Below are 20,029 nucleotides of genomic sequence, written 5' to 3'. Positions count from 1 at the left end.
TTTTGTGGATAAGTGGTGGGCGACCCTGGAATCGAACCAGGCGTGCGTCTCCGCGAGGGAGTTACAGTCCCCTGCCACACCTTGCGGCCTGTCGCCCACTTAACCAAAGACCCTGTCCTTGGCGTGAGCGGGTGATTACAATTGCCCCCTTGCGGCGTCAACAGGAAAATCCCATCAAGCGTCAGGTGCAAAATCGGCGATGTAGAAGGGGGCTGTCATGGTCAAAAAACCGAAATGGGTGGTGGCCAAGGAACAGTCCAAAAAGGCGTCTGCGGCCGAAACCGTGTGGCTGTTCGGCTTGCATGCCGTGCGCGACGCGCTGGTTAATCCAAACCGTGACAGATTGCGGCTGGTGGTGACGCGCAATGCGATGGACAAGTTGGCCGATGCCATCGAAGCCGCTGGAATCGAACCAGAAATGAGCGATCCGCGCAGGTTTGATGCGCCCATTGATCCGCAATCGGTGCATCAGGGCGCCGCGCTTGAGGTCAAGCCGCTGAACTGGGGGCGGTTGGAAGATGTCGCGCTTGGTGGGCCTGATGGCCCTCCGCGTGTTGTTATGCTCGACCGGGTGACTGATCCGCACAATGTTGGGGCGATTCTACGGTCGGCCGAAGTGTTCGGCGCATCGGCTGTGGTTGGAACCTTACACCACTCGGCACCGGAAACCGGCGCTTTGGCAAAAACCGCATCCGGCGCGTTGGAGCGTCAGCCCTATCTGCGGGAGCGCAACCTTGCGGATGCGATGGAGCGCTTGAGATCAATGGGTTACGTGATTTTCGGGCTGGATGGTGAGGCTGAACAGACAATTGATGACGCGATCGCGCCGGTCCGTGACAGACCGATTGCGTTGGTGCTTGGGGCTGAAGGGCCGGGGTTGCGGCCAAAAACAAAAGAGACCTGCGACGCACTGGTGAAAATCCCGTTTGCGCAGGGGTTCGGATCCCTGAATGTGTCGAATGCAGCTGCTGTGGCACTTTACGCCGCACGGGCGTGAACTTGCGGTCCGGGGGCTGCGCACCAATATTCCTGACGAAGGAGACGCCATGCCCCATGGAACGAAAATCGCGACCTGCTGCTATTGTGGAACCCGCGCAGCCCTTGTTCTAAAAGGGGAATCCCGGCATGAGCTAAGCTGTTCGGCCTGCGGTGCGCCGTTGCATGAGATGAAGATGCTCCGCGTCGAAGCGTCGGACAGGCCTGATGCACGGCAGCATCGGCACGCCAGCCGCCCGAAGACCGCTCCGGCCCCGTTTCCCGCGTGGGATCGTGATGCAAAAGGATCGAAGAAGAAAAAACTGAAAAAGCGCAAGACTCTGGCGCGGCGGTTTTTCGAAGAAGCGTTTGACGTGATCGAAGACATTTTCGACTGATCCGTACGTTTGGACAGTCGGATCTGTACGCTTCATGACGCTTGAATCCGGTTTTCGAAGGTTTTTCGTCGATTTGAGTGCAGTTCGATGTGAACCGTACAGGTAGCACTACCGCATCGTACGGGTCATCCGTACGGGACGTTGCACTGGTCAATTCCGACGCTGTGTTTTAAGTGCCCAAGGGCAATGACGGAGGTCCGCGTGACGACATTTGAAACCCCGGGTCCGGTTGAGGAAAACTGGAAAGACGCCATTTCTTCGGTCGAAGAGATCATCGAAGATGCGCGCAACGGTAAAATGTTCATTCTTGTCGATCACGAAGATCGCGAGAACGAAGGCGATCTGGTGATTCCCGCGCAATGGGCGACGCCGGACGTGATCAACTTCATGGCGACCCACGGGCGCGGGCTGATCTGTCTTGCGATGACCTCGAAGCGGATCGAGGAGCTGGGGCTTCAGCTCATGTCGACCAACAATTCGTCGCGGCACGAGACGGCGTTCACCGTGTCCATCGAAGCGCGTGAAGGGGTGACCACTGGTATTTCGGCGGCTGATCGGGCGCGGACGGTGTCCGTGGCCATCGACGGCACCAAGAGCGCGCAGGACATCGCGACGCCGGGGCATGTGTTCCCGTTGCGGGCAAAAGACGGCGGTGTTTTGGTGCGGGCGGGCCATACCGAGGCGGCGGTGGATGTGTCGCGTCTGGCAGGGCTGAACGCGGCGGGTGTGATCTGCGAGATCATGAACGAAGACGGGTCAATGTCCCGTTTGCCGGAACTTGTCGCTTTTGCGCAGCGGCACAACCTCAAGATCGGGACAATCAGCGACCTGATCGCCTATCGCCGCCGCAACGATAATCTCGTGCGGGTGCGCAAAGAGGAGACCATCACCTCGGAATTCGGCGGTGACTGGCAGATGCGGATTTACACCGACGAGACCCATGGAGATGAGCATATCGTGCTGACCAAGGGCGATCTGTCGGGCGATGATCCGGTGCTGGTGCGGATGCACGCGCTGGACCCGATGTTGGACGTCGTTGGCACCGGTCCCAAGGGGCGTGCGGACGAATTCCAAGACGCAATGCAGGCGGTTGCGGCTGAGGGCAGGGGCGTTGTCGTGCTGCTGCGCGACACATCCATGAAGCTGGATGTCGGGGACGAGGTGTCGCCCAAGACGCTGCGCCAATACGGGCTGGGGGCACAGATTCTGTCATCGCTTGGGTTGTCGAAACTGACGCTGCTGACGAATTCGCCGACGCCGAAAGTGGTCGGTTTGGACGCTTACGGCCTTGAAATCGTTGGAACACGCAAAATTTCGGAGTTGGGCTGATGGCGGCATCTGTTGAACACTACACGCTGGCGAGACCGGCATTCGACAAGCCTGTTAAGCTTTTGATAGTGGTTGCACCCTATTACAAGGATATCGCGGATCAGTTGATCGCTGGGGCGCGGGCCGAGATCGAGGCATGTGGCGGCACACATGAACTGGTCGAGGTGCCCGGCGCGCTGGAGGTCCCGACGGCGATCAGCATTGCAGAACGCATGTCGAATTTCGATGGCTATGTTGCCTTGGGCTGTATCGTTCGTGGTGAAACCACGCATTACGATACGGTCTGCAATGACAGCTCGCGTGGGTTGACCCTGCTTGGGCTGCAGGGGCTGTGCATCGGCAATGGCATCCTGACGGTCGAGAACATGGCACAGGCCGAAGTGCGGGCGCAGGCGGATGGGCAAAACAAAGGCGGCGGGGCTGCGGCTGCCGCCTTGCACCTAATCGCTCTCAGCCGTAAATGGGGCTCTGCCCGTAAGGGTGTGGGATTTGTTCCTGCAAAAGACGAGTACCAGATTGCTGGTGACACGAAGGACCCGAACATCGCATGAGCCAAGCTTCCAAGCCGCCTAAAAAGGTGGATGAGAAACGCCGGAAACGATCTGCATCACGGCTTTATGCCGTGCAAGCTCTGTTCCAGATGGAGCAGTCCGGTCAGTCAGTGGACAAGGTCGCGGTGGAGTTCCTCGACCATCGGTTTGGTTTGGCGCAGGAAGACGGCGAAGAACTGGTCGAGGGGGACGTGGATCTGTTCCGTCGGATCACCGACGAGGCGGTGAACTGGCAGGCCAAGATCGACCAGATGACCGACAGGGGGCTGGTGGCGAAATGGCCCATCGCGCGGATCGACCCGACGTTGCGCGCACTGTTCCGCGCGGCAGGGGCCGAGTTTGTTGCGACGGAAACGCCGCCCAAAGTGATAATCAACGAATACGTGGACGTGGCGCGGGCGTTTTTTCCCGAGGGCAAGGAAGCGCAATTCGTGAATGCGGTTCTGGACCACATGGCGCGCGAGGCACGGCCAGAGGCGTTCTGATCTAAGGGTGCGCGGATTGAGCGCTTTGATCTGTCTGCCAAGCGACCTACCTTAATATCAGAAACGCGAGGTGGACTATGCCTGACCTGATTAAGATGTATATCCGCCAGACGGCCGTCGGGTTTGCCCTGTCCGCCGTGTTTGTAACGCTTTTGCTGTATTTCAACGTGGTCAATCTTTGGCATTTGGTAACGCATACTGATGTCGGGTTTTTGGCGGTTTTTCTGCTGTGGCTGTTCAACGGAATCGTCTTTGCCGGTGTGCAATTCGGCATCAGCATCATGCTGATGAAATATGACGATGAAGACGACGATGACGACGACCATCGCGGCATGCCGATCGGGCTGACCCCGATCCGCGTCGAAGCGACGGCTTCGCGCGGCAATGTTCGCAATTTTCAAAGAAGATAAGCGGCGGGAACCACGGCAACCGTGCGGTTCTCTCATTCCCGAGGACCTGTATGTACAGGTGGGCGTCAGGTAACCGGACCAGGGCCCAGACAGAGCCAACTCCCTCGGAATTGCTTAAGGCCACCGGAATGCAACCTGTCACGAGAAGCGTAGAAACCCGCCTGTGAATCAGGTAGGCGCGATACAGGGTTCTGACAAGGGGTATTTCGGGTCAGACGCGCAGATCTCTTGATTTTTGTTCACACTTTGTTCATGTATGCTGGGTATGACCTTCTTACCTGATCAGCGTATCGGCACAGGTGCCGATTTACAGCCCGGACAAGTTCTGGCGCGGGGGGTGTGCCGCCACCTTGCCAGCCATGGCTTTTCGGTGATCGAGGAATTCGTGCCGGAGCGTGGCCTGCGGGTCGATGTGATGGCGTTGGGGCCGAAAGGCGAGATCTGGATCGTCGAATGCAAATCCTCGCGGGCGGATTTTCAGTCGGATCAGAAATGGGAGGGCTATCTGGACTGGTGTGACAGGTATTTCTGGGCGGTCGATCTGAACTTCCCGTCCGAGCTGTTGCCGGTGGAAAGCGGGCTGATCATCGCGGATGGCTATGATGCGGAAATCGTGCGGATGTCGCCTGAGGATAAACTGGCCGGTGCGAGACGGAACGCGCTGATCCGTAAATTCGCGACCCATGCGGCGCGACGGCTGCATGCGCTGCGCGACCCAGAGGCGCAATTAAGCGCCTGGGCTTAGGAGCGTTTGAGCGGGTTACTTGCGGCTCGGCTTGACCTTGCGAGCTGCGGTGGTGGCAAGTTTGATTTCCTCGGCGATCTCGTCGGCCTCTTCGGGCGAGAAATCCATTGGGATCTCAATCCCATCAGCCAGAATGAACAGGCGCACCATGCCGAGATCGGTTGGTCCGATTTGCAAATTGGCTTCGATGTCGCGTTCGGTATTGATGCCCATGACAGGTCTCCGGCGGGTTGCTGGTCAAGACACGGGCCATAGCGCCGGGGGGCTTGTTTTGCAAGGTGGTGCCGATGCAGAGTGCAGCCATGTCTGACCAGGTGATCCTGCGCTGCTATGGGCCCGGCGATTTCGACTGGCTGGTCGACCTGCATGGCCGCCATTATGCCGAGGCAGAGGGATTTGACGCCACGTTCGCGCCGCTGGTCGCCTCGATTCTGCGGGATTTCGAAGCGCAGCACGATCCGGCCTATGAGCGCGGCTGGGTTGCAGAACGAAACGGGGCGCGGTTGGGCAGCATCTTTTGCGTAAAGCTGGATGACCGGACAGCCAAGCTGCGGCTGTTCATTCTGGCCCCCGAGGCGCGGGGGATCGGTTTGGGCAAGCGGATGCTGGAGAGCTGCACGGGATTCGCGCGCGCGTGCAGGTACGAAAGCATGCAACTTTGGACGCATGAAAGCCATGAAGCGGCCTGTGCCCTGTACCGCGCGAACGGCTGGCACTGCACATCGTCCAAACCGGTGCACAGCTTTGGTGTCGATCTGGTGGAACAGGCGTGGGAAGTCACGTTGTAGCGGCAGATGGGTCTTGCAAAGGCCGGAACCTGCCGTTATTTCGCCCCTCAGTGCCGACATAGCTCAGTAGGTTAGAGCGCTTGATTGTGGATCAAGAGGTCCCCCGTTCGAGCCGGGGTGTCGGTACCATCCTCACTTTGTTTCGATATCGATGGTCTGGAGCAGGCGGCCTGTGTCGCGGGCGAAGATCAGGATTTGGTCGTCATCGGTCACCACGGCGTACCAGTTGCGCGCTTGGGTGAAGGCGGTGGCGGTGGTGCCGCCCGGCAGGGTGATCGTATCGGGCAGGGGTGTGGCACTTTGATTGTAGCGGATGACAATCAGCGCCACGATGAGTATGACCCCCCCGATCATAGTTGCGGTCAGGACCGTCACCAGTCGCCGCAGGAAACGCAGGTTGGCCGGTTCGGGGACCTGATCTTGAGGGGCGTTGTCCATGTCTGACTCCATTTTGCGTGTGACCATCGGGGCCGAGCCGCCGCCACGTCTTGATAAGGCCTTGGCGCGTGACGTGCCAGAGGAGGCGGCGCTGTCGCGCACGCGGCTTTCCAAGTTGATCGACGAGGGCGCGGTGCGTCGTTCGGGTGAGGTGGTGAGCAACCCCAAAGCCAGTGTGGCCGAAGGAGACGTGATCGAGATCGCGGTGCCCGAAGTGGCTGAAAGCCATATCGAGGCGGAAGATCTGCCTTTGGACGTGCGTTACGAGGACGACGATCTGATCGTGGTCATGAAACCTGCGGGCATGGTGGTCCATCCCGCACCTGGCACGCCGTCGGGCACGCTGGTCAATGCGCTGTTGCACCATTTCGGCGGCAAGCTGTCCGGGGTGGGCGGCGTTGGGCGACCGGGGATCGTGCACCGGATCGACAAGGACACCAGCGGTCTGTTGGTGATTGCCAAGTCGGACCGGGCGCATCACGGGCTGGCGGACCAGTTTGCGGCGCATAGTGTCGAACGGCTGTATCAGGCGCTGGTGCATGGGCATCCCGATCCGGGTGATCCGAGATTGCGCGGCGTGCGCGGTGTGTCGATCGAACCGGGGGCGGTGATCAAGATCACCAGTGATCTGGCGCGGCACAAGACCGACCGGCAAAAGCAGGCGGTGTTCTTTGGGCACGGCAAGCACGCAATTACGCGGGCGCGGGTGCTTGAGGTCTATGGAGTTCCGGCGCAGGTGTCGTTGGTGGAGTGTCGGCTTGAAACCGGGCGCACTCATCAGATCAGGGTGCATATGGCGCATGCAGGACACGGGCTGATTGGCGACCCGGTCTATGGCGGGCGGCGCAAGGTGGCCAAAGGGGCATTGCCGGATGCGGCGATGGCGTTGTTGGCCGGGTTCGACCGTCAGGCGCTGCACGCGGCTGTTCTTGGATTTGACCACCCGGTGAGCGGTGAAACCATCCGCTGTGAGGCCGCGTTACCCACGGACATGGATGATCTGATCACAAGTTTGCGTGGCTGAAACAATCGTCCCATGTGCGTGAGCGCACTGACATGGCGCTTACAACTGCGTCTGTGTGCGTTAAATTAGATTTAACGAAACGCAGATACTTGAAATTTTCGGGCGGCTTCCCAAATTGGATGTTAAGCCCGTAAACATTGGAGGGACAAGGGTATGGCCAATTATGCGAATCTCCCGGCCCCGTCACCGGAAGCTGGACTGAGCCGCTACTTGCAGGAGATCCGGAAGTTTCCGCTTCTGGAACCGGAAGAAGAGTACATGCTCGCCAAGCGTTGGGTTGAGCAGGAGGACACGCAAGCGGCGCACCGGATGGTCACAAGCCACCTGCGCCTCGCGGCGAAGATTGCGATGGGCTATCGCGGTTACGGGTTGCCTCAGGCCGAGGTGATTTCCGAAGCCAATGTCGGACTGATGCAGGCGGTCAAACGGTTCGATCCTGAAAAGGGTTTCCGTCTGGCAACCTATGCGATGTGGTGGATTCGCGCCTCGATTCAGGAATACATCCTGCGGTCGTGGTCGCTGGTGAAGCTGGGCACGACAAGCGCGCAGAAAAAGCTGTTTTTTAACCTTCGCAAGGCGAAGTCGCGCATTGGTGCGCTGGAAGACGGTGATCTGCGTCCCGAACACGTGGCCAAGATCGCGCACGATCTAGGTGTGAACGAAGACGAGGTCATTTCGATGAACCGGCGTCTGTCGGGCGGTGATGCTTCGTTGAATGCGACGGTCGGGTCCGAAGGCGAAGGCACGATGCAGTGGCAGGATTGGCTCGAGGATGAGAGCGCCGATCAGGCTGGAGACTATGAAGAGCGCGACGAGCTTGAGGCGCGCCGGGCGATGCTGGTGCAGGCCATGGATGTGTTGAATGACCGCGAGAAGGACATTCTGACACAACGGCGTCTGGCGGAGAAGCCGGTCACTCTTGAAGATCTGTCGGGCCAGTATGACGTGAGCCGCGAGCGGATTCGTCAGATCGAAGTCCGAGCGTTCGAGAAATTGCAGAAGCGGATGCGTGATCTGGCCAAGGAACAGGGTTTGTTGGCTGCGATCTAAGCGAGCCACGCGGTTGAAGAATGGAAACGCCGGGCCTGTGCCCGGCGTTTTTTCGTGTTAGGCCGAAGCAAACAGACAGGAGGGCTTTGGCATGACAGAGGTGCGATGGGGTATTCTTGGGGCGGCGAAGTTCGCCCGCGAGCAGATGGCCCCGGCGATACATGCTGCGCGGCACTCGCGTTTGGCAGTGCTGGCAACATCTGATCCTGCGAAGTCCGCGCCGTTTCAGGAGATGGATGGCGCTTTGCGCGTGGTGGACAGCTATGAGGCGGTGCTGGCCGATCCAAATGTCGATGCGGTTTATATCCCGCTGCCCAATTCGCTGCATGTGGAGTGGACACGACGGGCGCTTGAGGCGGGCAAGCATGTGTTGTGCGAAAAGCCGATTGCGATGCGCGCGGATGAGATTGACGGGTTGATCGCCTTGCGGGACCAGACCGGGTTGGTGGCGGCAGAGGCTTATATGATTGTGCATCACCCGCAATGGCAGCAGGTGCGTGACTGGGTGAAGGGCGGGGCTATTGGTGACTTGCGTCGGGTCAATGCGACCTTCACCTATGACAATTCCAGTGATCCGGGGAACATCCGCAACGCGGTTGAAACCGGTGGTGGCAGTTTGCCGGATATCGGGGTCTATACGCTGGGCTGCACGCGGTATGTGACCGGGCAAGAGCCTGAGGCGGTGCTGTTTGCCGACATTCGGCGCGAGAGCGGTGTCGAGGTTCGGGCCGAGGCGATGGTTCAGTTCGACGGGTTTACGCTGACTTCTCTCACCTCGATGCGGATGCTGCGCTATCAGTCAGTGACGTTTCAGGGGACGGACGGGGTGATCGAAGTGCCGGTGCCGTTCAATCCGCTGGGTTATGGCGATGCCGAGGTGCGGCTGATGCGGAAATCCGGTCCGGTCGAGGTGTGCCGGTATCCTGGGGTGAACCAGTATGTGCGGCAGGTCGAGGCCTTTGGCGCTGCGGTACGTGGAGAGGCGGAGTATCCCTGTCCGTTGGAGTTCAGCCAAGGCACGCAAGCTTTGATCGACATGATCTGGGAGGCGGAGCGCTGACCGGGCGGGTTTTTTGGGGTGGAACGAAAAAGGGCTGATCCGAAGATCAGCCCTTTTGCATTAAGCGGCGTTGGTGTTCGCCGGTTTGGATTTCTTGCCCTTGTTGCGGTCGCCAGCATTGCTGTCGATGAAATCAAGCACGAGGGGGCGGATGTTGTTTCGCCAGCTTTTGCCAGCGAAGATACCGTAGTGACCGGCACCGGGTTCGACATGGCTTGCCTTCATGTCATCGGGCAGGCTGGTGCAGAGATTCAGGGCCGCAAGGCATTGGCCGGGCGCGGAGATGTCGTCTTTCTCGCCCTCGACTGTCTTGACGGCGACCTTGGTGATCGCTCCGAAATCGACCTTATGTCCAGCGACGACAAATTCGTTCTTCGCAATCTCGCGCTTCTTGAAGATGCGGTCGACGGTGGAGAGGTAGAATTCGGCGGGCATGTCCATGACAGCCAGATATTCGTCGTAGAAGCGGTTGTGCGGATCGTGGTCCGACGCATCGCCGCGCATCACATTCTGGATTTGCTCTGAAAACGCGCTCGCATGACGTTCGCCGTTCATCGAAATGAACGAAGCCAACTGCAAGAGGCCCGGATAGACCATGCGGCCGACGCCTTTGTACTTGAAGCCAACACGCTGGATCATCGTTTCCTCGAGCTGGCCCATGGTCACCCGTGCACCAAAATCGGTCACGTCTGTCGGGGTCGCATCGGGGTCGACCGGGCCGCCGATCAGGGTCAGCGAGCGCGGTTGCGCGTCCGGGTCCAGTTCGGCCAGATAGGCCGTGGCAGCAAGGGTCAGCGGCACCGGCTGGCACACGGCGACGACATTTGTGTCGGGGCCCAGCTCGCGCATGAACTCCATCAGGTAGAGGGTGTAATCCTCGACATCGAACTTGCCGGCGCTGACGGGAATGTCGCGGGCGTTGTGCCAATCTGTCACGTAAACTTCGCAGTTCACGATTAGGGATTTGACGGTCGAACGGAGGAGCGTTGCATAGTGACCGGACATCGGCGCCACCAGCAGGATTTTGCGGGGCTGTTCCTCGCGGCCGACAACGTCGAAATGGATCAGGTCACCGAAGGGACGTTCGACTATAGTCTTAACGTCGACAAGGTGATCCTTGCCGTCTTCGTGGGTGAATGTCCGAATCCCCCAGTCAGGTTTGGCGACCATCCGTTCGAACGTGCGTTCGGTCACTTCACCCCAAGCGGCCATCCATTGCATGCCGGGGTTCGGAAGCATTGCCCAGGCGGGATAAGACGCCATAGTGCGCGCTGTCGCGCCAAGCCATTGATTTGTATTGCGAAACGTTTCCATGAGATCGTAGGTCATCATGTAGCGCATAGAGGCGTCTCCTTAAGCTTAACCCGGCAACCGGGCCAATTCGTCGCTTTGCCTCCCACCGCAGGCGACTGTATTCTGCATAGCAGCATGAATAGGGGGGAAAGTTGGCCATGACAACTAACGACGTTGCCGCACCGGAAATGAGCGCGGAACTTGAGGCCAATTTGCAAAAGATCGAAACGCTGTCACAGCGTCTCGTTTCGGCCCTGTCGCATAAAAAGCAGATCAACCCGGCGCTGCACGGGCCGGACGCCATGCTGTACGGGAAGGCGTTGCAGGGCTACTGGCAGGAGTGGATGCACAACCCTGCCAAGATCCTCGAACATCAGATCGAGTATTGGGGCAAGTCGGTCACGCATTATGTCGAGGCGCAGCAGGCGCTGGCCAAGGGCAAGTTGCAGCCGCCCGAAGATCCCGGCCCCAAGGATCGCCGATTCAAGAACCCGCTTTGGGACGAACATCCGTATTTCAACTTCATCAAGCAGCAATACCTCATCAACTCCGAAGCGATCCACAACGCGGTAGAAGATATCGAGGACATGGACAGCACCGAGAAGAAGCGCTTGCGGTTTTTCGCGCATCAGATCGTGGACATGTTCGCGCCTACCAACTTCTTTGCCACCAACCCCGATGCTTTGCAGAAGGCGCTTGAGACCGAGGGTGAGAGCCTTGTCAAAGGGCTTGAGAACCTTGTCGCGGATCTGGAAGCGAACAATGGCGAACTGGTCGTGCGTCTTGCCGATGAGGGCGCATTCGAGATCGGGACCAACATCGCCACTGCCGAGGGCGAGGTGATCTATCGCAATCACATGATGGAAGTGATCCAATACAAACCGACCACTGAAAAGGTGCGTGAGACGCCCATCATCCTGTTTCCGCCCTGGATCAACAAGTTCTACATTCTGGACCTGAAGCCGGAAAATTCGTTCATCCGTTGGGTGGTCGATCAGGGATACACACTGTTCGTTGTCAGCTGGATCAACCCGGACGAGTCCTACAAGGATGTCGGTCTTGATACGTATATCGAAGACGGGTATCTGCGGGTGATCGAAGAGGTGAAATCCATCTGCGATGTCGATAAGGTCAATACCATCGGCTATTGCATCGCGGGCACCACGCTGAGCCTGACGCTTTCTTTGCTGAAGCAGCGAGGCGACAATTCGATCAAGTCCGCCACGTTCTTTACCACCCTGACCGATTTCGGGGATCAGGGAGAGTTCACACCGTTTCTGCAGAACGATTTTATCGATGGGATCGAATCCGAGATCGGCGATACCGGGATGCTCAAGTCATTTATCATGGCGCGGACGTTCAGCTTTTTGCGGTCGAACGACCTGATCTACGGTCCCGCCATCAAGAGCTACATGATGGGAGAGACACCGCCAGCGTTTGATTTGCTTTACTGGAATGGCGACGGAGCCAACCTGCCGGGACGGATGGCGATTCAGTATCTGCGCGGGCTGTGCCAGTCCAACAAGTTTGCCGAAGGCGATTTCGAGTTAATGGGGCACACACTGTCGCTGCGCGATGTGGACGTTCCGCTGTGTTCGATTGCCTGCGAGACCGATCACATTGCGGCGTGGAAGGATTGCTATCGCGGCGTTCAGGCGATGGGGTCGAAATCCAAGCATTTCATCCTCTCCGAGTCGGGTCACATCGCGGGAATCGTGAACCCACCGACCAAAAACAAGTACGGTCGTTACACGAATGATGACCTGTCCTTGCCATCGGACGATTGGAAATCGTCAGCGAATTACACCGAGGGATCATGGTGGCCGGTTTGGGAAAAGTGGATGGCGAAACGGGCGGGGAAATGGGTTAAGGCGCGGGAAGTAGGGGATAAATCCCACCCGCCTTTGGCACCCGCACCCGGCACTTATGTGTTGACCAAGGCGCGCGCCTGACCTGTAGCTGACGCTTGGTCAAAGAAATTTGCTGCACTGCAGAAAAAGACTTGAAATGCTGCACTGCAGCATGTATATATTCGTCATCTGCACAAGACAGCGGGGTGGGCCCGCCGAGCAGGAAAGGATTTGAGACAATGGCTAAGACACCCGACATGACAGCGACCATGAAAGAAATGATGGGCGCGTTCCCGGTTGACACGAAAGCAATGGAAGACGCTTTCAAAACAACAGCAACTCTGAACGAGAAGCTGTCCCACGTTGCAATCGAAGCGGCTGACAAGTCGGCTGAGATTTCCGCAAAGTGGACCAAAGACACCCTCGCCAAGCTGGGCGAAATGTCCAAGGCGAAAACAGAGCCGGCAGACTATGCCAAGGCGATGACCGATTTCGCTTCCGCTCAGGCTGAAGTTGCTGCCGAAAACATGGCCGCATTCGCCGAGATCGCGAAGAAAGTCCAGATGGACACAGTTGAGCTGATGATGGCCGCAGGCAAGGACCTCTCCGAGGACGCAACTGCCGCAGTCAAGAAAGCAACGGCTGACGTGACAACAGCTGCCAAGAAGGCAACTGCTGCTGCGAAGTAAGCTTTAGGGATTAGCGTTCTCTCCTCCCAAATTGGAACGCTATATTCTGGCCGGGCTCCTTGTGAGTCCGGCCTTTTTTGTGTCCACGCCCTGTCACCAGTGCTTTCTTTTTGTGCTGCATATGCTTAGGCTACAATGCAGCGAAGATAACGGGGGAGGGGACACCTTGGCCGAAGACCAAAATCCGCTTTTGATTAAGCGCTACGCGAGCCGACGTCTCTACAATACCGAAACATCCGATTACGTGACCTTGGAAGACATCGCTGGCTTTATCCGAGGCGGGCGCGAGGTCAAGATCGTGGATCTCAAGTCTGGGGATGACCTGACGCGTCAGTACCTTTTGCAGATCATCGCCGAGCACGAAAGCCGTGGCGAAAGCGTGCTGCCGACCAATGTGCTCAACGATCTGGTGCGCAGCTACACCACCACCGCCACCAGTGCCGTTCCGCAATTCCTTGCCGCCAGTTTCGAGATGTTCCGCGACAGTCAGTCGAAGTGGATGGAGAACATGGGCAAGGCCAACCCGATGTCGGGTGTGCCGGGCTTTGAGGCCATTCAGGCGCAGCAAGAGGCGTTTCTCAAGGCAATGACCGGCGGCATGTCGAGCAATTGGTCCGGCCCGTCGCAAGACGATGGTGGTGCCAAGCCGCCTTCCAAAGCGGCAGAGGCTTCATCGGGGACCGATGATCTGGACGCAATCAAAACCCAGTTGGCCGAGCTTCAGAAAAAGCTGTCGAAGCTCGACAAGTGATCAGGCTGTCGCCTGCACGGGCGGGCGCATGACGTGATCAACGGCGGACAATATGACGTCCGCCACCGCATCACATTCCGCCACAGTCAGCCGCGCTGGCAGGCGACAATCGCAAGCGCGCGACAACATCATCCGTGTCTTGGGCAGGGCGGGTGCGGGTCCAAGGAACTCCCAATTCCAGAACGCGCGGGCATTGTCGGTGCTGCGCCCAAAGATCTGAATTGCCACTCCCATCGCCTTGGCGGTCTCGACAAAGGCATCCACATCGGCGTCTGTCATGTCACACAGGGTGAACTGGAGCGAATCCGGCGCACGGTCTTCCTGCGGAAGCGACGGCGGCACGGTGATCCAAGGTGACTGGTCAAGTCGGGCGGCCACGTGATCATGGTTGCGGCGGCCATCGCGCACTCGGCGGTCCAGTTCTGCCAGTTGCGGACGGATCACCGCGGCCGACAGGTTCGACAGGCGCAGGTTATAAAGCGGCAGCTTATTCTGCCACTTGGCAAAGGCGTCGTGCAGGACAGGGTGTTTCTTCCAATTGTGTTCGTACGCGCCCGACAGGATCACCGCGCGGGCGATCAGGTCGGCATCGTCGGTCAGAAGGATACCCCCTTCGCCTGCGTTGAGCATCTTGTAGCTTTGAAAGCTGAAACAGCCGACATGCCCCAGTGTGCCGATCCGTTGCCCGTTCCAGCGGGTGCCAAGCGAATGCGCTGCGTCTTCGATCACCGGAATGCCGCGGTCGTTGGCCAGCGTCAGGATCGCGTCCATATCTGACGTATGTCCCCGCATGTGGCTGATCATCACGGCCTCGACATCGTCGATCTTGGCTTCGAAATCGGCAATGTCGATGCGGTAGCTGCCATCCACTTCGCATAGCACAGGCACGCAATCGGCATGTACGATCGAGGACGGCACGGCGGCAAAGGTGAAAGCCGGGATCAGGACGCGTGCGTCGCGTGGCAGGCCAAGCGCCTTGAGCGACAGGAACAACGCGGCGGAACAGCTGCTGACCGCCAGCGCGTATTTTGCGCCCATCATCGCGGCGAATTCTTCCTCGAGCACAGATACGGGCGCGCCTTCAGCGGCGGTGTAGCGGAACAGGTCACCCGATTGCAGCAGGCGGTCGATCTCGTGCCGGGCGGCTTCGGGGATGGGTTCTGCGTCATGCATGTTCGGAAGGTCTGCCATGGCTGCGCCTCTTATTTGTCCTGTGTCCAGCATACGCGCTGTCACGTCAGTATGACAGAGGTATGACAGGTTATGCGCGTGTCGAGGGTCAGACGCCAAGACGGTCGCGCATCGCGTACCACGACATGGCGAGTTTCAGGATGGGGGTGCGCATGATGCCGCCTCCGGGGAAAGGCGTGTGCGGCACCGTGTTGAACGCGGCAAAGCCTTCGGACGGACCACGCGTGGCCTCGGCCAGCAGCTTGCCCGCTTGGATTGCGTTGCCGACGCCATGACCGGAATACCCCGAGGCCGACAGGATGTTGGGACGCACCCGCGCGAGGTAGGGCATCCGCTTGATCGTGATCGCCAAGGTGCCGCCCCAAGCATAGTCGATGGGCACATCACGCAGATGCGGAAAGATCACCGACATCGGTTTGCGCACAAGCGCGGGGATGTCCGACGGGAAGCGGTAGCCGTAGGTTTCGCCGCCGCCGAACAACAGACGGTTGTCGTGAGTCACGCGGAAGTAGTTGACGACAAAGCGGGAATCTGCAACGGCCACGTCCTGCGTCAACACCTTTGCGGCGTCGTTGCCCAAGGGTTCTGTGGCCACGACATAGTTGTTGATTGGCATCACCCGTGCTGTCACCTGCCGATCAAGCCCGCCCAGATACCCGTTGCCGGCAAGGATAACGTGATCGGCGATCACATGACCTGCATCGGTGCGCACCGTGACCTTTGGCCCGTGCCGGATGTCATGCACATGGCTGCGCTCGTGAATGCGCGCGCCAGCCTTTGCGGCAGCCTCGGCCAGACCAAGCGCCAGCCGCAGCGGGTGCAGATGCGCCGCCCCCATATCAAGCGTGCCGCCGATGTAGTCGGGCGACGGACAGAGTGCATTGAAGGCATCACGGTCGAGCGATTTGATCTGGGTGTAGCCATAGCGCTTTTGCAGGTGTTCGGCATAGTCGTGCAGGTCGGTCACATCCGCCGGGCGCGACGCGGCCCAGGAGATGCCGTCTTTGAGATAGCAATCGATGCCGTGTTTCGCGATCAAACTGCGCACCAGCGCTTTCGCGTCCTCACCCAAGTCCCACAGCAGGCGCGCGGTGTCCGACCCAACCATTTTTTCCAGCGTGATTTGGTCCTGCCGCTGCCCCGACCCCAACTGTCCACCATTGCGTCCGGACGCCCCAAAGCCCACGCGGTGTGCATCAAGCAGCACCACATCCATGCCCATCTCGGCCAGATGCAGTGCCGCCGACAGGCCGGTATACCCACCGCCAACGATACAGACATCGGCGCGGGTTTCGCCTTGCAACGGGGCAAACGGCGCAAGCGGGGTCGCTGTCGCGGCGTACCAGCTTTGGGGATAGGCCCCACGGGTGTCATTGCTGAACAAAAGGTTCACAGCGTGGTCCTGATCTTCTTCTTTTTCCAAATATGCCGGGGAGCGCGAGGGGCAGAGCCCCTCGCATCGGTCGGACCGGATGCGCCGGTCCGAACCCTTTGGGTCAGACGTTGAGCAGCAGGTGCTCGCGCTCCCACGGGCTGATCACCTGCAGGAATTCCTCGTACTCGGTACGTTTGACGATCGAATAAACGCGGCAGAACTCCTCGCCGAGGATCTCGTGCAATTCCGTCGCCTCTTCGAACACCTGAAGCGCCTGTCCAAGAACCTGCGGAATGTCCGCTTCGCCCTCATAGGCGTCTTTCTTAAGTGGCTTGGACGGCCATTTTTCGTTCATCAGGCCAAGATACCCACAGGCCAAAGACGCGGCGATCCCGAGATAGGGGTTACAGTCCATCCCGGCGAGCCGATTTTCGACCCGGCGGCTGGCTGGGCCCGACAGGGGGATGCGGATGCCCGTGGTGCGGTTGTCGCGGCCCCAGGCAAGGTTGATGGGGGCGGCGTGTTCTTTCACGTAGCGGCGGTAGCTGTTCACGTAAGGCGCGAGCACAGCGATCGCGGCTGGCGTATAGGTCTGAAGGCCACCGATGAAGTGGAAGAACGCGTCGGTTTCGCCGCCCTGAGGACCGGAGAAGATGTTACGCCCGGTTTCGATATCCATGATCGAATGGTGGATATGCATGGCGCTGCCGGGTTCGTTCTCAATCGGTTTCGCCATGAAGGTGGCAAAGCAGTCGTGGCGCAGGGCGGCTTCACGAATCAGGCGTTTGAAGTAGAACACCTCATCAGCCAGCTTGACCGGATCGCCGTGGCGCAGGTTGATTTCAAGCTGGCCTGCACCGCCTTCCTGCGTGATGCCGTCGATCTCGAAACCTTGGGCTTCGGCAAAGTCGTAGATGTCGTCGATGACGGGACCGAATTCATCGACGGCGGTCATGCTATAGGCCTGACGCGCGGCCGCCGGGCGTCCCGAGCGGCCCATCATCGGCTCGATCGGTTTCGCGGGATCGAGGTTGCGCGCGGTCAGGAAGAATTCCATCTCGGGTGCGACCACCGGTTCCCAGCCTTGCTGACGATACAGATCGACCACGCGTTTGAGCACGTTGCGCGGGGCATAAGGCACCGGCTTGCCCTTGCGGTCATAAGCATCGTGGATCACCTGAAGCGTCCAGTCGCCTGTCCAGGGTGCTGCGGTGGCGGTGCTCATGTCGGGGCGCAGGATCATGTCGCGTTCGATGAAACCGCCATCGTCTTCGTCGGCCGCTTCGCCCCAATCGCCGGTGATGGTCTGGAAAAAGATCGAATCCGGCAGGTGGAAATATTCCTGACGGGCAAATTTCGAGGCGGGTACGGCTTTGCCGCGGGCGATGCCGGGCAGGTCGGCGATGATACATTCGACCTCGTCGAGCCGTCGCCCTTCAAGAAAGGCGCGGGCGGAGTCGGGGAGACTGTCTGTCCAGTCGGTCATGCGATGGTTCCTTCGCGGAAGAATTGGGCGAATTGGTCGGCCATGCGCCCATTGTCGAGCGGTCGGCCCATGCGGCTGCGGGCGTCCTGCATCAGGTTGTCAGGGACCACGCCTTTGCCGCGTGTGTCGATCAGGCCCGTGATGAAATCATCCCCGTATTCCGGGTGTGGTTGCACGGTGTAGGCTTTGCCCGGATACAGCAGCGCCGCATGGGCGCAGTGGGCGTTCGAGGCGACAACCTGTGCGCCCTCTGGGGCTTTGACGACCTGATCCTGATGCCACGCGTTGACGGTCATTGTGTCGCCGCCGAAATCATATTCCTGCTGCCCCACAGCCCAGCCGCCTTTGAACTTTTCCACCGTTCCGCCCAGTGCCTGTGCGATGATCTGATGGCCGAAACACACGCCGATCAGGGGGCGACCTGCTGCAACAATGTCGCGGATGAGCTGTTCCAGTGGCGGGATCCACGGGTGATCTTCGTAGGCGCCGTGCTTGGATCCGGTGATGAGCCAGCCATCTGCGTCTTTTGGCCCGTCGGGAAACACGTTCTCTACAACCGACCAGGTTTGAAATGTGAAGCCTTTGCCTGCGAGCATACGCTCAAAGAAACCGGGATACTCGCCGAACGACCCTTTGAGTTCGTCCGGTGCAAGACCCGTCTGCAAGATTCCGATTTTCATGAAGCACCAAGGTGTTTGTGGGATCAAGCTATGCGTTCTGTAGGCGCACAGCAAGGGACGCGCCTAGACCGTGTCGAGGTATATTTCCACCCGTTCGTTAGGTGTCAGTTCGTCCATGTAGTGGATTTCCTGTTTTTTGGTCTGCACAAGGTTGCGGATCAACTCGTCATGGAAGATGCGCGGCATGACCGTGCTGTTCTCAAAGGCGGCCACTGCGGTGGGCCAGTCGGCTGGCACCTGTGGCAGATCAAGCGCGTAGGCGTTGCCTTTGACCGGGGCGGGCGGTGTTGCGCCGTCTTCGATTCCGACCAGCGCAGCGCCAAGGATGGCGGCCAGCGTCAGGTAGGGGTTCACATCGCCACCGGCCACACGGTGTTCAACGCGTCGCGCTGCGGGGCTGCCGGAGGGCACGCGGATCGCCACGGTGCGGTTTTCATAGGCCCAGGCGATGCCCGTCGGGGCGTGTGCGTCAGGGACCAGACGGTCATAGCTGTTCATGTGTGGGGCAAAGAGCAGGGTGCTGTCATTCATGCCGTTCAGGCATCCTGCAATGGCATTGTGCAGCATCGGCGTGCCTTCGGGGCCGCCATTGTCGAAGACATTGCGCCCTTGTTCGTCCAGCACCGAGAAATGCGTGTGCATGCCCGATCCGGCGTAGTCGGGATAGGGTTTCGCCATGAAAGATGCTGCAAAGCCGTGGCGGCGGGCCAGACCTTTGACCAGCATCTTGAAGAGCCACGCATCGTCGGCGGCGCGCAGGGCGTCGTCGCAATGCATCAGGTTCATTTCGAACTGGCCCAGACCCGCCTCGGAAATCACTGTGTCGGCGGGAATGTCCATCGCTTCGCAGGCGTCGTAGAGATCGGTGAAGAAGCGGTCGAACTGGTCGATGAGGCGGATCGACAGGATCTCGCCTGCCTTGCGGCGCTTGCCGGACCTTGGGGACGCAGGCACTTGCAGGTTGCGGGTGCTGTCGTCGATCAAGAAAAACTCGAGCTCCATTGCCACCACAGGCGTCAGGCCGCGTGCCTTGTAGCGCTTCACCACTGTGTTGAGCGCGTGGCGGGGATCGCCTTCGTAGGGTTCGCCGGTTTCGCGGAACATCCAAAGCGGCAGCAGGGCGCTAGGTGCTTCGAGCCACGGCATCGGGACAAAGCCGCGATCGGTGGGCCAGAGCAGCCCGTCGGCATCGCCCGCTTCGAACACCAGCGGGCTGTCGTCGATGTCTTCGCCCCAGATGTCGAGGTTGAGAACCGAGAGTGGAAACCGCGTGCCGCCATCAAGCACCTTATCGGCAAAGCGCGCAGGCACACGTTTGCCGCGGGCCTGACCGTTGAGGTCCGATGCCGCAACCCGGATCGTACGGACCTGCGGGTTCTTGCGGAGCCAGTTTCGAATATGGGAGTCCATTTAAGTGCCGTTTTCAATAATTTGATCAAATTTAGAAATAGGCGGTGTGAC

Annotated in this window: 22 protein-coding genes and 2 tRNA genes; 15 read left to right on the top strand and 9 right to left on the bottom strand. The window is 59.3% G+C overall.

The genetic code is table 11. The features are described 5' to 3' along the window. Positions 1-13 precede the first annotated feature (13 nt). A tRNA-Tyr gene (locus tag ACK3EW_RS11920) sits at positions 14-97 on the bottom strand. Between the two features lie 120 nt (positions 98-217). On the opposite strand from ACK3EW_RS11920, the gene rlmB reads away from it, so the two are divergent. From rlmB to ACK3EW_RS11885, 7 genes are all read left to right on the top strand, one after another. Further along, the gene (gene rlmB, locus ACK3EW_RS11915) at positions 218-997 is read left to right on the top strand and encodes a 23S rRNA (guanosine(2251)-2'-O)-methyltransferase RlmB (protein WP_439118775.1); all 780 of its coding nucleotides are present in this window, start codon (positions 218-220) and stop codon (positions 995-997) included. 49 nt (positions 998-1,046) lie between these two features. Further along, the gene (locus tag ACK3EW_RS11910) at positions 1,047-1,373 is read left to right on the top strand and encodes a hypothetical protein (protein WP_085629260.1); all 327 of its coding nucleotides are present in this window, start codon (positions 1,047-1,049) and stop codon (positions 1,371-1,373) included. Positions 1,374-1,574: 201 nt separating this feature from the next. Continuing rightward, complete coding sequence (ribB, locus tag ACK3EW_RS11905) at positions 1,575-2,702, top strand: 3,4-dihydroxy-2-butanone-4-phosphate synthase (RefSeq protein WP_409645136.1); 1,128 nt, start codon at positions 1,575-1,577, stop codon at positions 2,700-2,702. Next, on the top strand, positions 2,702-3,253 hold the full coding sequence (locus tag ACK3EW_RS11900) for a 6,7-dimethyl-8-ribityllumazine synthase (protein WP_493806382.1): 552 nt from the start codon (positions 2,702-2,704) through the stop codon (positions 3,251-3,253). Before ribB ends, ACK3EW_RS11900 begins: the two co-directional genes overlap by 1 nt. Continuing rightward, positions 3,250-3,738, top strand: coding sequence for a transcription antitermination factor NusB (gene nusB, locus ACK3EW_RS11895; RefSeq protein ID WP_493806381.1), 489 nt, complete (start codon positions 3,250-3,252; stop codon positions 3,736-3,738). Before ACK3EW_RS11900 ends, nusB begins: the two co-directional genes overlap by 4 nt. Positions 3,739-3,815: 77 nt before the next feature. Next, the gene (locus tag ACK3EW_RS11890; protein ID WP_493806380.1) at positions 3,816-4,148 is read left to right on the top strand and encodes a hypothetical protein; all 333 of its coding nucleotides are present in this window, start codon (positions 3,816-3,818) and stop codon (positions 4,146-4,148) included. Between the two features lie 265 nt (positions 4,149-4,413). Beyond that, positions 4,414-4,893 (top strand): MmcB family DNA repair protein, encoded by a 480-nt coding sequence (locus ACK3EW_RS11885; RefSeq protein ID WP_439118801.1) that lies wholly within the window; start codon positions 4,414-4,416, stop codon positions 4,891-4,893. 15 nt (positions 4,894-4,908) lie between these two features. On the opposite strand, the gene ACK3EW_RS11880 is transcribed toward ACK3EW_RS11885, so the two are convergent. Next, positions 4,909-5,106 carry a DUF6324 family protein gene (locus ACK3EW_RS11880; RefSeq protein ID WP_493806379.1) on the bottom strand — a complete coding sequence of 66 codons (198 nt, stop codon included), beginning with the start codon at positions 5,104-5,106 and terminating at the stop codon, positions 4,909-4,911. A gap of 89 nt (positions 5,107-5,195) precedes the next feature. Between ACK3EW_RS11880 and ACK3EW_RS11875 the strand changes: the two genes are divergently transcribed. Together ACK3EW_RS11875 and ACK3EW_RS11870 are read left to right on the top strand one after the other, a co-directional pair. Then, positions 5,196-5,681: a GNAT family N-acetyltransferase gene (locus ACK3EW_RS11875; protein ID WP_493806378.1), complete on the top strand. Its 486-nt coding sequence runs from the start codon at positions 5,196-5,198 to the stop codon at positions 5,679-5,681. Between the two features lie 52 nt (positions 5,682-5,733). Further along, a tRNA-His gene (locus ACK3EW_RS11870) sits at positions 5,734-5,810 on the top strand. Positions 5,811-5,813: 3 nt separating this feature from the next. Here the strand turns inward: ACK3EW_RS11870 and ACK3EW_RS11865 are convergent. Then, the gene (locus ACK3EW_RS11865; protein ID WP_493806377.1) at positions 5,814-6,119 is read right to left on the bottom strand and encodes a DUF6476 family protein; all 306 of its coding nucleotides are present in this window, start codon (positions 6,117-6,119) and stop codon (positions 5,814-5,816) included. Here ACK3EW_RS11865 and ACK3EW_RS11860 point away from each other — a divergent pair. The 3 genes from ACK3EW_RS11860 to ACK3EW_RS11850 all read left to right on the top strand — a co-directional run bounded on the left by ACK3EW_RS11860 (position 6,118) and on the right by ACK3EW_RS11850 (position 9,253). Further along, complete coding sequence (locus ACK3EW_RS11860; protein ID WP_493806376.1) at positions 6,118-7,143, top strand: RluA family pseudouridine synthase; 1,026 nt, start codon at positions 6,118-6,120, stop codon at positions 7,141-7,143. The genes ACK3EW_RS11865 and ACK3EW_RS11860 overlap by 2 nt on opposite strands. Positions 7,144-7,296: 153 nt before the next feature. Then, positions 7,297-8,193, top strand: coding sequence for an RNA polymerase sigma factor RpoH (rpoH, locus tag ACK3EW_RS11855; protein WP_085629270.1), 897 nt, complete (start codon positions 7,297-7,299; stop codon positions 8,191-8,193). 91 nt (positions 8,194-8,284) lie between these two features. Beyond that, positions 8,285-9,253 (top strand): Gfo/Idh/MocA family protein, encoded by a 969-nt coding sequence (locus ACK3EW_RS11850; RefSeq protein WP_493806375.1) that lies wholly within the window; start codon positions 8,285-8,287, stop codon positions 9,251-9,253. 60 nt (positions 9,254-9,313) lie between these two features. On the opposite strand, the gene phaZ is transcribed toward ACK3EW_RS11850, so the two are convergent. Next, positions 9,314-10,594 (bottom strand): polyhydroxyalkanoate depolymerase, encoded by a 1,281-nt coding sequence (phaZ, locus tag ACK3EW_RS11845; protein ID WP_493806374.1) that lies wholly within the window; start codon positions 10,592-10,594, stop codon positions 9,314-9,316. A gap of 110 nt (positions 10,595-10,704) precedes the next feature. Here phaZ and ACK3EW_RS11840 point away from each other — a divergent pair, with 110 nt between their 5' ends. From ACK3EW_RS11840 to phaR, 3 genes are all read left to right on the top strand, one after another. Next, positions 10,705-12,498: a PHA/PHB synthase family protein gene (locus ACK3EW_RS11840; RefSeq protein WP_493806373.1), complete on the top strand. Its 1,794-nt coding sequence runs from the start codon at positions 10,705-10,707 to the stop codon at positions 12,496-12,498. 137 nt (positions 12,499-12,635) lie between these two features. Continuing rightward, positions 12,636-13,085, top strand: coding sequence for a phasin family protein (locus ACK3EW_RS11835; protein WP_439118802.1), 450 nt, complete (start codon positions 12,636-12,638; stop codon positions 13,083-13,085). Positions 13,086-13,251: 166 nt separating this feature from the next. Then, positions 13,252-13,836, top strand: a complete 585-nt coding sequence (phaR, locus tag ACK3EW_RS11830) for a polyhydroxyalkanoate synthesis repressor PhaR (protein WP_493806372.1) — start codon at positions 13,252-13,254, stop codon at positions 13,834-13,836. Here the strand turns inward: phaR and ACK3EW_RS11825 are convergent, their stop codons facing one another. The 5 genes from ACK3EW_RS11825 to ACK3EW_RS11805 all read right to left on the bottom strand — a co-directional run bounded on the left by ACK3EW_RS11825 (position 13,837) and on the right by ACK3EW_RS11805 (position 19,966). Then, the gene (locus ACK3EW_RS11825) at positions 13,837-15,027 is read right to left on the bottom strand and encodes a DegT/DnrJ/EryC1/StrS family aminotransferase (protein WP_493806371.1); all 1,191 of its coding nucleotides are present in this window, start codon (positions 15,025-15,027) and stop codon (positions 13,837-13,839) included. A gap of 88 nt (positions 15,028-15,115) precedes the next feature. Continuing rightward, positions 15,116-16,420, bottom strand: coding sequence for an NAD(P)/FAD-dependent oxidoreductase (locus ACK3EW_RS11820; RefSeq protein WP_493806370.1), 1,305 nt, complete (start codon positions 16,418-16,420; stop codon positions 15,116-15,118). 103 nt (positions 16,421-16,523) lie between these two features. Continuing rightward, positions 16,524-17,888 carry a glutamine synthetase family protein gene (locus tag ACK3EW_RS11815; protein WP_439118789.1) on the bottom strand — a complete coding sequence of 455 codons (1,365 nt, stop codon included), beginning with the start codon at positions 17,886-17,888 and terminating at the stop codon, positions 16,524-16,526. Continuing rightward, positions 17,885-18,568, bottom strand: a complete 684-nt coding sequence (locus ACK3EW_RS11810) for a type 1 glutamine amidotransferase (RefSeq protein ID WP_493806369.1) — start codon at positions 18,566-18,568, stop codon at positions 17,885-17,887. Before ACK3EW_RS11810 ends, ACK3EW_RS11815 begins: the two co-directional genes overlap by 4 nt. A gap of 63 nt (positions 18,569-18,631) precedes the next feature. Then, the gene (locus tag ACK3EW_RS11805) at positions 18,632-19,966 is read right to left on the bottom strand and encodes a glutamine synthetase family protein (protein ID WP_085629444.1); all 1,335 of its coding nucleotides are present in this window, start codon (positions 19,964-19,966) and stop codon (positions 18,632-18,634) included. Positions 19,967-20,029: the final 63 nt, after the last annotated feature.

The organism is Marivita sp. NO-S04, assembly GCF_059070475.1.
The sequence above is the reverse complement of the archived record's forward strand: the minus strand, read 5'-3'. Positions and strand labels throughout refer to the sequence as shown.